12 protein-coding genes and 1 tRNA gene are annotated in these 15,184 nt (G+C 63.4%); 6 read left to right on the forward strand and 7 right to left on the reverse strand.

Going from position 1 to position 15,184, the window contains the following annotated elements; all coding sequences use genetic code 11:
- Positions 1-134 precede the first annotated feature (134 nt).
- Positions 135-1,742 (forward strand): hypothetical protein, encoded by a 1,608-nt coding sequence (locus EWM57_RS05815; protein ID WP_129920202.1) that lies wholly within the window; start codon positions 135-137, stop codon positions 1,740-1,742.
- Between the two features lie 85 nt (positions 1,743-1,827).
- Here EWM57_RS05815 and EWM57_RS05820 read toward each other — a convergent pair whose 3' ends face one another.
- The gene (locus EWM57_RS05820) at positions 1,828-2,532 is read right to left on the reverse strand and encodes a VIT1/CCC1 transporter family protein (RefSeq protein ID WP_129920203.1); all 705 of its coding nucleotides are present in this window, start codon (positions 2,530-2,532) and stop codon (positions 1,828-1,830) included.
- Positions 2,533-2,768: 236 nt separating this feature from the next.
- Here EWM57_RS05820 and EWM57_RS05825 point away from each other — a divergent pair, with 236 nt between their 5' ends.
- A complete protein-coding gene (locus tag EWM57_RS05825; protein ID WP_129920204.1) occupies positions 2,769-3,431 on the forward strand; it encodes a Dps family protein in 663 nt (220 codons plus the stop codon).
- An 81-nt stretch (positions 3,432-3,512) separates the two neighbouring features.
- Here EWM57_RS05825 and EWM57_RS05830 read toward each other — a convergent pair whose 3' ends face one another.
- Positions 3,513-4,022: a low affinity iron permease family protein gene (locus EWM57_RS05830; RefSeq protein WP_129920205.1), complete on the reverse strand. Its 510-nt coding sequence runs from the start codon at positions 4,020-4,022 to the stop codon at positions 3,513-3,515.
- A 381-nt stretch (positions 4,023-4,403) separates the two neighbouring features.
- Between EWM57_RS05830 and EWM57_RS21085 the strand changes: the two genes are divergently transcribed.
- Positions 4,404-4,601 carry a class I lanthipeptide gene (locus EWM57_RS21085; protein ID WP_165370427.1) on the forward strand — a complete coding sequence of 66 codons (198 nt, stop codon included), beginning with the start codon at positions 4,404-4,406 and terminating at the stop codon, positions 4,599-4,601.
- 387 nt (positions 4,602-4,988) lie between these two features.
- A tRNA-Leu gene (locus tag EWM57_RS05840) sits at positions 4,989-5,070 on the forward strand.
- A gap of 69 nt (positions 5,071-5,139) precedes the next feature.
- Here the strand turns inward: EWM57_RS05840 and EWM57_RS05845 are convergent.
- The 4 genes from EWM57_RS05845 to EWM57_RS05860 all read right to left on the reverse strand — a co-directional run bounded on the left by EWM57_RS05845 (position 5,140) and on the right by EWM57_RS05860 (position 12,669).
- Positions 5,140-6,693 (reverse strand): NFACT RNA binding domain-containing protein, encoded by a 1,554-nt coding sequence (locus EWM57_RS05845; RefSeq protein ID WP_129920207.1) that lies wholly within the window; start codon positions 6,691-6,693, stop codon positions 5,140-5,142.
- Between the two features lie 537 nt (positions 6,694-7,230).
- On the reverse strand, positions 7,231-7,998 hold the full coding sequence (locus tag EWM57_RS05850) for an MBL fold metallo-hydrolase (RefSeq protein WP_129920208.1): 768 nt from the start codon (positions 7,996-7,998) through the stop codon (positions 7,231-7,233).
- 97 nt (positions 7,999-8,095) lie between these two features.
- The gene (locus EWM57_RS05855; protein WP_129920209.1) at positions 8,096-8,473 is read right to left on the reverse strand and encodes a response regulator; all 378 of its coding nucleotides are present in this window, start codon (positions 8,471-8,473) and stop codon (positions 8,096-8,098) included.
- A 62-nt stretch (positions 8,474-8,535) separates the two neighbouring features.
- On the reverse strand, positions 8,536-12,669 hold the full coding sequence (locus EWM57_RS05860; RefSeq protein ID WP_129920210.1) for a PAS domain S-box protein: 4,134 nt from the start codon (positions 12,667-12,669) through the stop codon (positions 8,536-8,538).
- Between the two features lie 152 nt (positions 12,670-12,821).
- Between EWM57_RS05860 and EWM57_RS05865 the strand changes: the two genes are divergently transcribed.
- Entirely contained in the window at positions 12,822-13,946 is a 1,125-nt protein-coding gene (locus EWM57_RS05865; RefSeq protein WP_129920211.1) for a glycosyltransferase, read from the forward strand.
- Positions 13,943-14,839 (forward strand): tRNA (adenosine(37)-N6)-dimethylallyltransferase MiaA, encoded by an 897-nt coding sequence (gene miaA, locus EWM57_RS05870; RefSeq protein ID WP_129920212.1) that lies wholly within the window; start codon positions 13,943-13,945, stop codon positions 14,837-14,839. The genes EWM57_RS05865 and miaA overlap by 4 nt, the downstream gene beginning before the upstream one ends.
- Before the next feature lie 6 nt (positions 14,840-14,845).
- Here miaA and EWM57_RS21090 read toward each other — a convergent pair.
- The coding region (locus EWM57_RS21090) for a hypothetical protein (RefSeq protein WP_165370428.1) at positions 14,846-15,184 on the reverse strand (339 nt) is incomplete at its 5' end.

Raw genomic sequence — 15,184 nt, forward strand, 5'->3', positions numbered from 1 at the left:
GCGGGGGCGGCGTGGTTACGGGCGCGCCGCAAGCGAAGGGGGCGGAGCAACAGAAAAAATAGACAATACGTCCCGGGTTTTTGAGTAACTATACCCCTTCATTGCTCATCCATCCTTCTCTTACCCACGATTCTATGCTTAAACCCTTACTCATCACGCGTTGGATTCTACTGCTTATCGGCCTGCTGGGAGCCTCGAATCTGTACGCTACCCACATTCAGGCCGGGGAAATCTCCTACCAGAGCCTGGGTGCCAACCGCTACAAAGTGCTGTTTCGGGTGTACCGCGACTGTGGGGGCGCCATGTTTCCCGCCTCGGTCGACCTGGAGTACCGGACCACCGGCTGCACGGGCGTGCCCTGGCCCCGGGCGGCGATGACGCTGGTGCCGGGCTCCCAGCGCATCGGCAACAACTACTGCGCCACCATTGGGTCGCCCTGCGGCGTTGGGCGGCCCACCAATTACGAAACCGGGGAGTTTACCACCACCGTGACCCTGGCCCCGGGGCAGTGGACGCTCAGCGTGTTTCTGAATGCCCGGCCGGATGTGGGCAACATCGTAACCGGCACCGGCAACTTCTATACCGAAGCCACTCTCGACACCCGCACCGTGGCCACGAACTCGTCCCCCGTGTTCAGCAGCAACTCCCAGGTGGTATCGTTCGTGGGCTGGCGGCTGCCGACCAGCTTCAGCGAAATGGCCCTGGACCCCGACGGCGACTCGCTGACCTACGAACTGGTGGCACCCCTGGAAAGCTGCGGCACGGCCGTGCAGTACGCGGTGGCCCCCCAGCAGCTCGTGCCCGACCCCAGCGCCCCGGGCTGCTTCGTCAACCTGCCGTCCCTGGTGTATTCGCCCGGGTTTCCCATGCCCTCCTACGGCATCACCGGTGCCTGCCCGCTCCGCCAGGCCCAGCCCTACTTCTCCCTCGACCCGGCCAGCGGCTCGATTGCCATGGTGCCGGCCCTGTACGATCCGGCCGTCAATAGCGCCCTCAACAAGAACGTGGTGGCCGTGAAAGTGTCGGAGTACCGCTACCGCCAGAACCCCGGCGGGAGCCGCACGGCCGTGCTAGTCGGCACCCTGCGCCGCGACATGCTGTTTACCGTCGTGGACTGCGGCAACAATCAGAACCCGCTGCCCAGCCCCGTGCTGGTGAATGGGAGCAGCGCCCCCCAGGCCGCCACGACGCCCATTGCCGTGGTGCCCGGCCAGCTCGTGACCGTGCGCCTGGCCGGCGCCGACCCCAACGCCACCCAGCTGCTGACCATGACCAGCAACGTGGAGCAGGTGCTGCCCAACTCCGAGCTGACCATCACGGGGCCGTCCGCGCACCCCACCGCGCAGATTGACTGGATTCCGCCCCTGACCCTGGCTCCAGGCCTCTACTACTGCACCGTGACCACCACCGACGACGCCTGCCCCATCAAGGGCGTGCAGACCCAGACCCTGACTTTCCGCGTCGGCAACCGGGCCCGGGCCACCGCCCCGGCCCGGCAGCTGACGACCCTGGCGGCCACGCCCACGCCGTTTCAGAGCCAGGTGCGTTTCACGCTCAGTAAGCCCGGCGTGCAGACCGTGCTGGTTTTCGACCACCTGGGTCGGCAGGTAGCTACGCTCCAAAGCCAGCCTTCGGGAGAAGTGCAGTGGCACCCCGCCGCCGGGCAGCCCGCCGGCCTCTACCTGGCCCGCACCGCCGATGGCCGGCAGGTGGCCCGCCTGCTGCGCACGGCAGGCGAGTAGGCGCTTAGGTATTCCACCAAAAAAGCCGCGGCCAGCCAGCCGCGGCTTTTTTTGGTGGGTTGGGGCTGGTGCCAGCCGGCCGGTTCTACTCACTGATCAGGCGGGCCACGAAGAAGGCGGCGGCGGCGGCCAGGGCGCCCACGCCGGCCATTTTCACGGCTCCCCACACCGGGGGCTGCCCGGTCATGCGGCTTTTCAGGTAGCCAAACAGCAGCAGGCAGACCAGCGTTATCACCGCCGACCACAGCAGGCCCTGGGCCGGGGTGCTGGTGAAAAAGTAGGCGCTCAGCGGAATCAGGCCGCCCAAGGCGTAGGCCAGGCTGATGGTGGCGGCACTCTTGGGCGCCTGCCGGGGGTCGGGCTTTTCCAGGCCCAGCTCGTACTTCATCATAAACCGCACCCACTGCTCGGGGTCGGCGGTGAGCTCCTGCACGGCCAGTTCCCGGGTCTTTTCCGACAGCCCGATTTCGGCCAGCAGGTCGCGCACCTCGGCCCGCTCCACCTCCGGCACCTCCCGCACTTCGCGGTGCTCCCGGGCCAGCTCGGCGTCGTAGTGCTCTACCTCGGTGCGCCCGGCCAGGTAGCCGCCCAGTCCCATGGCAATGGAGCCGGCCACGATTTCGGCCAGCCCCGCCGTAATGACCAGCGCCGACGACTGCACGGCTCCGCTCAGGCCCGCGGCCAGGGCGAAGGGTACGGTCAGCCCGTCGGAAAGGCCGATGACGATATCCTGGAGCATGGCCGAGCTGGTCAGGTGGTCCTCGGCGTGGGGATGGTGGTGCGGGTGCATGAACGGGGAGAAGTTATGAAGAGAAGAAAAGTGCTTGGTAGTCCCCTACGCAGATTCTGACCCGAGGGTAAGCTCCGGGGGCGGCGCGGACCCGGGACCGGGGTAGGGCCGCCGAAAGCTGGGGCTGAGGATGGCCGGGTCGCTGAAAAATGCCAACCTGAACCGTTTTCGTGCGTAAAGCAGGCAGCGAAACGCCTGGCGCTTCGTCTCTTCCGCCCCATCCAGCTTCCAACCTCATGGCTACCAAAGACACCACCAAAAAACCTTCCGCCAAAGCCGCCGCGCCCGCCAAAGCGGCCCAGGCCCCTTCGGCCAACGGCACCGCCCGCGTGAGCGTGCAGCCCATCCTGAATCAGCAGGTAAATGCCCCCGCGGCCCTGCAGAAATACGGCACCGTGTCGCAGCGCCTGCCCATCGGCCTGTCGGAGAGCGTACGCCAAGACAGCGTGACGATGCTCAACCAGTTGCTGGCCGACACCATCACCCTGCGTGACCTCTACAAAAAGCACCACTGGCAGGTCGTGGGCCCCACGTTCTACCAGCTGCACCTGCTCTACGACAAGCACTATGAAGAGCAGAGCACCCTAGTCGATACCATTGCCGAGCGGATCCAGATTCTGGGCGGCGTGGCCATTGCCATGGCTGCCGACGTGGCGGAGCTGACCACCATTCCACGTCCGCCCAAGGACCGCGAAGAAGCGCCGGTCCAGGTGTCGCGCCTGCTCGAAGCCCACCAAATCATGCTCAAGAACTGCCACGAATTTGCCAAGCGCGCCGATGACAGCGGCGACGACGGTACCAACGACTTGGTGGTCAGTGACGTGATGCGCACCAACGAGCTGCAAGTGTGGTTTGTGTCCGAGCACGTGGTCGATACGCCCCTGACCCGCGCCCAGTAGCAGCGCCTGCTTGCGGCTATTCCCAGCTAAAGCAAAAAAGCCCGGTATCGACAGATGCCGGGCTTTTTTGTGGGCTGTAGGCTACGAATGATGGGGTGTGCCCTGGTGGCGGGTGTGCCGGGCCTCGACCTTCTCCTGGTGGTTTTCTTCGGCTTCCTCCACCGTGTGGGTCTTGCCCAGGTCATTCTCCTTCTTGGCTTTCTCGGCCAGCAGGCAGAAATACTCGTGGAGCAGGTTGATTTCGTTTTCCGAGAAGTCCTGGGCGTTGATCAGGCGGTTGCTGGCGCCTTTCGTCACGGCCAGCAGCTCGTTGAGCTTGAGGTGGAGCACCAGGGAATCCTTGTTTTGGGCCCGCTGGATAAGAAATACCATCAAAAAGGTGATGATGGTGGTGCTGGTGTTGATGACCAGCTGCCAGGTTTCGGAGTAGTGGAAAATCGGACCCGTCAGGGCCCAGAGCAGCACCAGCCCCAAGGCCACGCAGAAAGCCAGCGTCGTGCCCGAAAACTTGGTGATAAACTCAGCCAGATGGGCAAAAAAGGCGGCCGTTTTACTAGTGGGCTTGCCCAGCACTTCCTTGACATGATCCATAGGGCGGGAAAGACAAAAGGGGAAATAGTGAAATTAAAATACTTAAAATCGACGGCTTTTCAGCGGCCGGGCAGGTTGTCCGCCCCAAGTTGAGCGAGGGTGCATGAGAAAACGGTGAACCAGCCCGCTAGCCGGGAAAGGGTGGTCACGACGCAGGGTCTCAGAAACTGCCAGGTTAGTTACATCCTCGACTAAAGCCAGATGGCCGTTGCTGCCACTCTTTCCCGTGCCTTACCTACTCCGGCCGGCCAGTCGGGACGGTGGCGGCCGGGCTATAGCCTAAGGCTATTGTCAGTCTTGCGGGGTGGCTCTACGTTTGCCGCAGCTGCAGACGAAGCCCGGGCAAACAGCAGCGGGCGGGTAGCTGCGGCACCCTATCGAGTGAAAAAAGTAAACACCAAAATCACCCTCAACAAGCAGACGCTGGCTAGCTTAGACCAGCAGCAGATGGCCACCGCCAAGGGTGGATTCACGTATTCGTTGTCGCTGGGAATAGCGTGTCGCTACTCCGAACAGGTGGAGCAAGCAACGACCGGTGCCGTCAAGATTGATCATGCCAGTGAGTGCATCTTAAGCTAGGTTGTCTGGTGGCTGTTTAGAAGTCCAGGTTTCCCCCGACAGGGCTCACCACGAAGTAGGCACTTGCCTACTTCGTGGTGAGCCCTGTCGGGGGATTCAAGGCGAAAACAAACCCTGCGAGAAAAGCGGAGCGGGCCTGGTGGAGCGCTGGAAGGCGAAAATTGGCTTAAAGCCCCGAAAACAGCGAAAATTTATTTTTCGGCTTTGCTCCTGAGTATTAGCCGCTCAGCCCTCGCAGGCTGATTGAGGAGCGCCTTTTTCCAAGAAAAATCGTCTTTGCGCTTGCGCTGCTTGGCTTAACCGGCTACTTTTGTCCCCACTTCACCGCCTCAGTGAAGTCAGGGGCTGAAACGCTGCCGCTGGAAGTACCGCTTAGCTTACCCAACCGCGCACGTGGTGAAACTGGTAGACACGCCATCTTGAGGGGGTGGTGCCTTCGGGTGTGGGAGTTCGAATCTCCCCGCGCGCACACTAAGAAAACCCTGCTTCAGCTTGCTGAGGCAGGGTTTTCTGCTTTTACGGCCGTCGGGTGCGTCGGCTAGCTGGCCCGCTCAAACGGGTTGGCGGGCACGACCAGCACCACCCGCTCGCGCTCCACCACCACCTGGCCGGCCACGGCACCCTTGCGCTTGCGCACAAACTTCTTGGGCGTGACGATAACGGGGCAGAGCGAGTCGTTTTTGCGGCGCGAGTACCAGGCCGCCAGCTGGGCCGCCCGCTCCACCACGGGCTCCGGTACGGTTTGTCCGGGCTTGTGCTTGATGACCACGTGGGAGCCGGTCACGTCCTTGGCGTGCAGCCAGAGGTCGTCTTTGTGGGCGTAGCGCTGGGTGAGCAGGTCGTTGTTCTGAGCATTACGCCCCACCAGAATGGTGAAGCCCGCGTCGGTAAACACCTTGAAGGGCAGCTCGGCGGCTTCCTGGGCTTTGGTGGCGGGCAGCAGATCGTGCTCTTTGCGCCAGGCCCGCAGGGCGCGCAGCTCGGTGATGCCGGCCAATTCCTCCAGGCGTTCCAGGCACCAGAAGGCCTCGGCTTCGCGCCGCTCACTGCGCTCGAGCAGCTCCTTGGTTTCGATCTGCTGATTCTTGGCCTTGCGGTACAGGTTCTGGGCCGTGCGCTGGGGCGTCTCGGTGGGCTTGAGCTTGATGACGCGGGGCTGGTCGTGCTGATAGAAGTCGAGTACCTCCACGGAAGCCGCCCCGGCCGGAATCTGGCTCAGGTTGGCCATAATCAAGTCCGCCGTCTGGCGGTAGCCCACGGTGTGCTCCAGGGCATGCAAGCGGGTGCGGGCGTGGGCGGCGCTGGTGGTGGCCTCGTCGGCGCGCTTTTCCAGCTGCTGGCGCACTTGGCGCAGCTCGGTTTCGTAAGCCCGGCGGCCCAGCGTGAGGCGCACAAACAGGCGCAGGGCGGCAATCGGGTCGGGCGGCAGGGTCTGCTCAATTTCGCCCACCGGTAGCAGCGTCAGCCGGGTCTTGCCCTCGATGGCCGTTAGGTAGAAGTGGGCCGGGTTTTCCAGCTCCGCCACCACGTCGTGCACCATCTGATGGCGCGTGGCCTCGTCGGCCTGGTCGTAGCCGTGGGCGCGCAGGTAGCGCGGGGGCACGTCGCCCAGGGCCGGGAATGCCCGTAGCGGGTTGGCGGAGTCAGGAGGTGGCGCGGTGGGGGCGGGGGCTAGGTCGGCGTCGGCAGTGTAGCGCTGGTGAAACAGCTGGGCGGGCGCGTCCGGGCCGGGACGGAAGATGACGTTGGGGCGGGGGCCGTAGAGCTTGAAGAGCAAGGTTGCGTCGCCCTGGAAGTGCAGCTGCAGCACCCGGTCGTGCAGAAATACGCTGGCCCGCATCACTACTTTGCCCAGCAGGTCGGGCAGCAAGTCCACGGAATTGGCCCGGGCCCGGTTGAAGGTTTCGGGCAAGGCCAGCAGCGGAAACGCGGCCGAGAGCTGGGCCTTGAGCCAGAATTCCTGCTCGTCCTTCACCAGCCCGACGACCAGCTCATCCTTTTCCTGGGAAAAGCACGCCGCCACCCGAAAGCCGGCCAGGGCCTTGGACAGGGCTGGGGCCAGCTGGCGCAGGAAATAATAGTTGTTGTGCACGTAGGTAGGGCGCCGACGATGTTAGGTTGGGTCTTCCAGCTTCAACAGTTTCACCAGCAGCGGCCGGGATTGGCGCACTTCCAGCCAGAAAGGCACGGTAAACAAGAGCAATCCTATTGCAAACATCCCAAACGGGGCGAGCAAATCGGAATCAAAGTATCCACTGTCCAGAAGCTTTAAGGACAGAGGAAGGTTATCCAAACTCAGTAGCCCTACTATACACAACCAGATAAGGTTGACTAGCAATACAAAAGGGTGCAGGCGGTGCTGGATTATAACCCAGCAGCCCTGCTCATCTGGCGTGGGCTCTACTGTACCCTTGATCTGGGGTAGCCAAGAATTACGGTAGCCAATAACGCGCTGGATACGGAAACCATGAACATCAGCATCCCCACTGAAGGAAGCCGATGCCCTGGATTCAAGCAGTCCCTGCCACGTAGCCTTTGGAGCTAGGCTTCCCTGTAGTCGTTGACAGACTTCTTTAGGTGAGAAGGGAGAGTAAAACTGCTCCGTGATAGAAGGAAAAAAACGCATTATCTACACTTCTACCCGCAGCCCGTCATACGCCAAGCGGATGAAGTCGGGCAGAGTGGCTTCCACTTCCCGGTGCTTGCCGAGCTGGTGGCCGATGTGGGTGATGTAGGCTTGCTGCGGCGCTAAGTCGGTCAGGATATCCACCGCTTCCGACAAACTGAAGTGGGAAATATGCTGCTCGTGGCGCAGGGCGTTGAGCACCACCACGTCCGAGCCCCGCACCAGCTCCAGGGATTCCGGCGAGAGAAAATTGGCGTCGGTGATGTAGGTGAAATTTTCGATGCGGAAGCCCAGCACGGGCAGCTTGTAGTGCAGGGCCCGGATGGGCTGCACCCGCACGCCTTCCACCTCAAACACGTCGGTGTCGCTTAGAATCGGCATGGTCTGCACCTTGGGCACGCCGGGATACTTGTGCTCGGCGAAGATGTAGGCGTACTCGCGCCGGAGCTGGTCGAGCACCCGGGGCTCGGCGTACACGGGCATGTCCTGCTGCTGGCGGAAGTTGTAGGCCCGAATGTCGTCAAGGCCGGCCGTGTGGTCTTTGTGCTCGTGGGTGAATATCAGCGCATCGAGGTGGTCGATCCGCTCGCGCAGCACCTGCTGACGAAAGTCGGGGCCGGAGTCGATAATGATGCTTTTACCCTGCACCTGCACGTGCACCGACACCCGCAGCCGCTTGTCGCGGTAGTCCAAGGACCGGCACACCGGGCAATAGCAGCCAATCATCGGCACGCCCTGCGACGTGCCGGTGCCGAGGAAGGTTATTTGCATAAGTAGTTGTTAGTTATTCGTTGTCAGTTGGTGGTCAGGCGCTAATCGCCAAATAGAACGACCTAACAACTGACAACGAATAACTGACACCTAAATCCTAGCCCACGTACTGCTTCACCACGCGCACCAGCGCGTCAAAATCGAGGGGCTTGGGCAGATAGTCGGTTACGCCGGCCTCGCGGAACTGCTCCATGGAGTAGTTGTTGGCGTTGCCGGTGATGGCAATGATGGGAATGGCGGCGATGCGCGGGTCCGCGTTGCGGCGGATTTCGCGGGTGCACTCCATGCCGTCCTTCACCGGAATGTTGATGTCCATCAGCACGCAGTCGATGGGCTGGCTCTCGACCTGCTTGATCACCTCGCCCCCGTTTTTGGCCGATACAATGCGGTATTGTTGGAGCTCCAGGATCTTCTTGGTCAGGTTCAGAATCACGGAGCTGTCCTCGGCAATCAGAATTGTTTTAGCGTCGGCCATGGGATGGAAAGTTTGTGGGGTCAGAGTGAGGTGAGAGGACGGAAAGGACCAGGCGGCAGGGGTCAGCTCGCACTGGTTACGGTTGGATATACGGCCGTGAATTGTGCAAAGTAACGCAGCAGGTCCTGAAAGTTAGCTTCTGCGGCGTGGGTATGGCCTTTTTTGAGGTCATGCTCCAGCTGTTTGGCGCATTCGGCCAGCAGATTAATGCCTAAGGTAAAGCCGGTTCCCTTGAGTTGGTGCAAATGTGGTAAAATCTGTTCGTACTGGCCGGCCGCTACCAGGATTTTGGCCTCCTCGAGCAGCTGCCCGGCCTCGTGCTCGAAGTCGGCGTAGAGCTGGGCCGCAAACTCGGCTCCGCCCAACTGCCGCAACTGGTCCAGGATTTCGGGGTCGATAAGGCCTTCGGGCACCGCGGGCGCCTCCTCAGCGCCAGTGGTCGGCGGGGTCGCAGGCGGGGCCAGGGGTGGGGCGGCCGGCTCGGCCACCGCGTCGGGCTCGGTGCCGGGCGTGAGGTGCAGCACGGCCATGCGCTCGGTGGCCCCGGTCCAGCGCCGCAGCACCGTGTATAGGTCCTGAGACTTCACCGGCTTCGAGACGTAGTCGTCCATGCCCTGCTGCACAAACCGCTCGGCGTCTTCCTTCATTGAGTAGGCCGTCATGGCCACGATGGGCGGGCAGGCCCGGCCCAGGCGGCGCTTGATTTCGAGCATGGCCGTCACCCCGTCCATTTCGGGCATCTGGATGTCCATGAAAATCAGCTCGTACTGGGCATCGGGGGCCGTGGCCTTGCTGATGGCCTCGAATCCGTCGCCGGCCAGGTCAATCTGGCAGCCGAGCTTGTCGAGCAGGCGGGTGGCCACTTTCTGGTTGATGGGGTTGTCGTCGACGAGCAGCACCCGCGGGGCCGACTCGAAGCGGACCACCTCCAGGCTCCGCTCCCGCGAGGCCTGGCGCTCCTGCACGATTTCCTCGGCGTTGAAGGCCTGGCGGCAGCGCATCGTAAACCAGAAGGTGGAGCCGTCGCCCTCGTTGGAGAAAATCCCGATTTCGCCGCCCAGCAGTTCGGCCAGCTGCTTGCTGATGGCCAGGCCCAGCCCGGTGCCCCCACACGACTTGGTGGGCGTGGTGTCGAGCTGGGTGAAGTTGGTGAAGAGCAGCTTCTCGTTGGCGGCCGAAATGCCGATGCCCGAGTCCTGGACCGCAAAGCGCAGCACGTGCTCCACGCCGTCGGTGCTGACCGAGGACACGATGATGCTCACCGTGCCCTGGGCCGTAAACTTGATGGCGTTGGAGGTCAGGTTCGACAGAATCTGGAGCAGCCGGGTTTCGTCGGTGATGATGAAGCGCGGCGTATGGGGCGTAATGTGGTAGGTGAACTTGAGCTTTTTCTGGTTGGCGCGGTTGGCAAACAGCGAGTAGATCTTCTCCATCGTGTAGTGGAGGTCGATGCCCGTTTCGCTGAGCTGGAGCTTGCCAGCCTGGATTTTCGACAAGTCCAGGATGTCGTTCAGAATGGCCAGCAGCGCGTCGCTGGACTTGCGCAGCGTGTCCACGTAATCCTCCTGCTCCTCGCTCGACACGGTCTGGTGCAGCAGGTCAATCATGCCGATGATGCCGTTCATGGGCGTGCGCAGCTCGTGGCTCATGTTGGCCAAGAACTGCGTTTTGGCGTGCAGGGCGGCCTCGGCCTCGTCCTTGGCCCGGCGCAGGTCGTCCTGCATCTGCATCAGCTCGGTGATGTCGCGGGCAATGCCCTCGGTGCCGATAAGCTTGCCGTCCTCGTCGTAGAGGGCGCGGGCATTGACCAGCACGTTCACCGCGTGGCCGTCCTTGTGCACCAGCTTGGTTTCGAAGTTGCGGGCCGTGCCGTTGCCGACTTTAAGCTCATCGAGCAGGCGCGCCCGGTCTTCGGGGTGCTGGTAGTAGCTGGCAATCTGGTGGCCGATGACTTCTTCAGGCCGGTAGCCCACGATGTCGAGCACCGACGGGCTGATGAGCGTGAGCAGACCCTGGGCGTCGGAGCGGTAGTAAATGTCCTGAAACGACTCGAAAATGGCCCGGAACTTCTCTTCCTGGGCGGCCATTTCCAGCTGGGAGCGTTTTTTCTCGGTGATGTCGTGGGCCATGCCCGAAATTTCCTCGAACGAGCCGTCGTCGAGGTAAATCGGGTTTAGGTACACTTCCCGCCAGGTGTCCTGGCCGCGGGAGTCGCGCAGGCGCACCTCGAAGCGCTGGGGCTGGCCCTGGTAGGCGCGGCGGTAGTTTTCCACGAAGGCCTCGCGGGCGTCGTCCTCCATCATGCCCAGGTCGGCCTGCCAGAGGTTCACGTTCAGGGTCGGGTACACGCCGTTGCGGCGCAGGAAGTAAGCCGAGTAGTTGCGGTTGAACGAGGTGAGGCGGGAGTGGGTGTCCACGCTCCACATCAGGTGGGAGCCGCTCTCGAAGATGGCATTCAGGCGGGCGTTCTGCTTCTGAATCTGGACCTCGTTGCGCTTGCGCTCAATGGCCAGCGCCACCTGGTTCGAAATAAAGTGCAGAATCTCGATGTCGCCGGCGGCGTAGGCGTCGGCGCGGTGGTAGTCCTGCACCGTAATCACGCCGATAATCCGCTCCCCGATGCTCAGCGGGGAGCACAGCATCACCTCCGGCATCAGCCCATAGGCCGTGATGGTGCCGTTGGCAATGAGCTCCTCGAGCTCGGGCCGGAGCAGAAACTGGGGGCGCCCGGTGCGAATGATATACTCCGATACGCCCGAGGAAAACGGCCGCGACACCAGGCCCTGCTCGCCCTGGGTGTTCTGATCCACGAAGTAGGCAAACTGCAGCTGGGTGCGCTCGTCGTCGCAGAGGGCAATGAAGAAGTTGTTGGTTTCGATGATCTTGCTCAGCTCCCGGTGGATGGCCCCGTAGAGGGAGTGCAAATCCTTGGAGCTGATGGCCAGGTTGGCAATGCTGTAGTACACCTTCTGCAGACGCTCGGCCTTGATACGGTCGGTGATGTCGTGCAGAATGGCGCGGGTGCTCACCGGCTCGTCGTCCTGCCAGGAGCAGCTGATCGAGCCAATCAGGTGAACCGGCTTGCCGGTTTTGGTCAGAAATACCGTTTCGAGCTTGTTGACTTTCTCGCCCTTGTAGAGGTTGCGCAGCTGATAGAGCAGCTTGGCCTTGTAGTAGGGGTGCACCACGTCGCCCAGGGTCAGGTGGGGCAGGTCGTCGTCGTCGTAGCCGAGCTTTTCCTTCCACGCCTTGTTCACGAACAAAAAGCGGTTGTCGATGCTCAGGTTCTGAATCAGGTCGTGGGCGTTGTCGAGGAAGTCCTGGAGGCGGGTGCGGTTGTCGGTCAGGGCCCGGGCCGCAATGTGGCGGTCGGTGAAGTCGCGCCCCACCACCAGGATGCCGGTGATGGTGCCGTCCAGGTTGCGGGCAAACTCGGCGTGCCAGTTCACCACGCGCGCCTGCCCGGACTTGGTCAGCAGGGTCCGCTCGTAAAAATCATGAATCCGCTGCTTCTGAATGCCGCGCAGGTAGGCGGCCTGGAGGGCTTCCTGCTCGGCGGGCGGCGAAAACAGCTGGTAGTAATTCTGCCCCAGCACTTCCTCGCGGGTATAGCCGGTGTAATCGAGGAAAAAATCGTTCACATCCACTACGCGGCCCGTCAGATCGGTCTGCACGTAGCTCAGGTTGGTGCGGCTGAGCAGGTCGCGCAGCTGCTGCTGGCTGCGGTCGAGGAGCTGCTGCTGGGTGGCGGCCTCGTGGCGGCGGTAGCCCTTCGTGACGTCGCGCAGGGTGAGCAGCACCCGCACCGGGCCCCCGGGCGGAGCCACGCGGTGCAGGGTCAGCCAGGCATCGAGGGCCTGCTCATCCGGGCGCTGCCCGTACCACCAGCGCGCCGCCTTTTCCCCGGTTTGGGCCGTGGCCACAATGGTGTCGTGGAGCATGGCTTCGGAGGCCCAGTTTTCCTGGCGGGCGTCGGCGGGCGTGGCGGCAAAGCCCATCAGGCCCGCGCTTAGCAGCACGGCTCGGGTAGTGCCCAGCAGCTGCGGGGCCATGCGGTTGCAGTCGACGAGGGTGCCGTGCTCGTCGTAGAGCAGCATGGCGTCGTCGGCCTCGTCGAAGAGGACACGGTAAAAGTCCGCGGCGGAGGCCGGAGAAATTTCCGCTGAGGTGGCCGGAGGAACAGATCGAACAGGCATCAGGCAGGCTGGTAAGCTCGGCGTTAGACTCCCCGCAGGAAGGCACACAGATCGGGCGCGGGGTTTAACTTCTTAAATTTGTCAAAAATATCCCAGACCAACCGGCTTTTTCCCGCCTTGCCGCCCCAAGCGGCCCGCTCGCCCTTCCTTTTATGGCTTCCCTGCTCTTCACCGTTACCACCGATCTGAACTACGACCAGCGGATGCAGCGCATCTGCGGGAGCCTGGCCGGGCAGGGCTACGCGGTGCTGCTGGTGGGGCGGGAGTGGCCCGCTTCCCAGCCCCTCACGCCCCAGCCCTACGAGCAGCACCGGCTGCGCTGCTGGTTTGCCAAGGGCAAGCTGTTTTACCTCGAATTCAACCTGCGCCTGTTTCTGTATCTGCTCAGCCAGCGGGCCCGGGTCTGGTGCGCCATCGACTTGGACACGGCCCTGCCCGTGTGGCTGCGGGCCCGGCTGGCCGGGGCACCCTTCGTCTACGACGCCCACGAGCTGTTTACGGAGGTGCCCGAGGTGGTAGCCCGGCCCGGCATCCGGCGGCTGTGGCTGGCCATCGAACGATTCATCGTGCCCCGCACCACCCTGGCTTACACCGTGGGGCCGGCCCTGGCGCGGGTGTTTGAACAGCGTTACGGCCGGCCGTTTTCCGTGGTGCGCAACATCAGCCGGCTCACCGAAAACGAGCTGCCGACCCCGGCCGCCGCGCCGCCCGACGGCTACATTCTCTACCAGGGTGCCCTAAACGCCGGCCGGGGCCTCGAAGCCTTGCTCGACGCCATGCCCGCCGTGGCCGGCCGCCTCGTGATTTGCGGGGAAGGCGACCTATCGGCCGACCTGCGGGAGCGGGCCGCGGCGCTGGGGCTGCTGGCGGCGGGGAAGGTGGAGTTTCGCGGATTTGTGCTGCCCGCCGAGCTGCGCGACATAACCCGCCACGCCGCGGTGGGCATCATGCTGCTCGAAAACCAGGGCCTGAGCTACTACTATTCGCTGGCCAACAAGTTTTTCGACTACCTGCACGCCGGCATTCCCCAGCTTATCGTCGACTTCCCCGAATACCGCCTGCTCAATGACCTCTACGACGTGGCCGAAGTGGTGGAGCTGACGCCCGCCGCCATTGCCGGGGCCCTCAACCGCCTGCTCCGCGACGAGCCCAGCCGCTACCAGGAGCTGGCCCGCAACTGCCGCCGCGCCCGCCAAGAGCTCAACTGGCAGCACGAAGAGCGGCAGCTGCTGGCCCTCTACGCCGGGCTGCTGGCCCCGCAATCCATTCCCGCATGAACCTGAACCTCTTTGATCTGCCCGTTTCGGGCCCTACGCTGCTGGTCGTGGCCGGCCCCACGGCCGTGGGTAAAACCGCCCTCTGCGTGGAGCTGGCCCGGCACTACGGCACCGAAATCGTGTCGGCCGACTCCCGGCAGTTTTTTCGGGAGCTGAGCATCGGCACGGCCAAGCCCACGGCGGCCGAAATGCAGGGCGTGCCGCACCACTTCATCGACTCGCACAGCATTACGGAGGACTACAACGCCGGCCGCTTCGAAGTCGACTGCCTGGCGCGGCTCGGGGAGCTGTTTCAGCGCCACCCGCTCGTGATTCTGACCGGGGGCTCGGGCCTGTACCTGCAAGCCGTGACCGAGGGCCTCGACGACATGCCCCAGACGAGTCCGGCCGTGCGCGCGGCCCTGCAGCAGGAGCTGGCCGCGCACGGCCTGGCCCCGCTGGTGGCCGAGCTCGAGCGCCTCGACCCGGTCACCTACGGGCGCATCGACCGGCAAAACCACCAGCGGGTGGTGCGGGCTTTGGAGGTCACGCGCAGCACCGGGCAGCCGTTTTCCAGCTTCCACACCGCCAAAGCCGCGGCCGCCCGCCCGTTCAACGTCATCAAGGTGGCCCTGACCCGGGAGCGGGAAGAGCTGTATCAGCGCATCGACCAGCGGGTGGACTCCATGCTGGCCGCGGGGCTGCTCGAGGAGGTGAAAGCTTTGCTGCCTTACCGCCACCACAACGCCCTGCACACGGTGGGCTACCAGGAAATCTTCGACTACCTCGACGGGCTGCACGACTGGCCCGAGGCCGTGCGCCTGCTCAAGCGCAACACCCGGCACTACGCCAAGCGCCAGCTGACCTGGTTTCGGCGCGACCCGGCCTACCAGTGGGTGGAGCTGGGGAAATAACGGCCGCTACCAGGCCCGGCTGAGCTGCACCTGCCCGCCGGGCAGCACGGTGCCGCGGGTGTCGTTCTGCACCGACACTTTGGTGCCCAGCCGCCAGGTGCGGCTTGCACTCAGGGCGAAGTCCAGGGTGGCCGAGGCCAGGTAACCCGCGTGCAGGCCCCGCTCGTTCTGGGGCAGGTAGTAGAAGCGCTGGGTTTCGAAGTCGATGCCGGCCCGGGTGAAGCTCTGCTGGCGGCCGTAGCCCGCAAACCCGCCCCCGCCCAAACTGAATTCCACAACCTTGTTGGCCCCAAATGGCAGCCAGTACACTTCCTGCTCCGCATTCAGGGCCTGATACTGCTGCGG

Source organism: Hymenobacter persicinus, from assembly GCF_004167665.1.
GTDB lineage: Bacteria > Bacteroidota > Bacteroidia > Cytophagales > Hymenobacteraceae > Hymenobacter > Hymenobacter persicinus.

Bases quoted from the DNA above. Each gene is read 5' to 3' on its own strand.
- EWM57_RS05850 (WP_129920208.1), bottom strand. From the start codon at position 7,998: ATGCAAATAACCTTCCTCGGCACCGGCACGTCGCAGGGCGTGCCGATG.
- miaA (WP_129920212.1), top strand. From the start codon at position 13,943: ATGAACCTGAACCTCTTTGATCTGCCCGTTTCGGGCCCTACGCTGCTG.
- EWM57_RS05865 (WP_129920211.1), top strand. From the start codon at position 12,822: ATGGCTTCCCTGCTCTTCACCGTTACCACCGATCTGAACTACGACCAG.
- EWM57_RS05855 (WP_129920209.1), bottom strand. From the start codon at position 8,473: ATGGCCGACGCTAAAACAATTCTGATTGCCGAGGACAGCTCCGTGATT.
- EWM57_RS05820 (WP_129920203.1), bottom strand. From the start codon at position 2,532: ATGCACCCGCACCACCATCCCCACGCCGAGGACCACCTGACCAGCTCG.
- EWM57_RS05815 (WP_129920202.1), top strand. From the start codon at position 135: ATGCTTAAACCCTTACTCATCACGCGTTGGATTCTACTGCTTATCGGC.
- EWM57_RS05830 (WP_129920205.1), bottom strand. From the start codon at position 4,022: ATGGATCATGTCAAGGAAGTGCTGGGCAAGCCCACTAGTAAAACGGCC.
- EWM57_RS05825 (WP_129920204.1), top strand. From the start codon at position 2,769: ATGGCTACCAAAGACACCACCAAAAAACCTTCCGCCAAAGCCGCCGCG.
- EWM57_RS05860 (WP_129920210.1), bottom strand. From the start codon at position 12,669: ATGCCTGTTCGATCTGTTCCTCCGGCCACCTCAGCGGAAATTTCTCCG.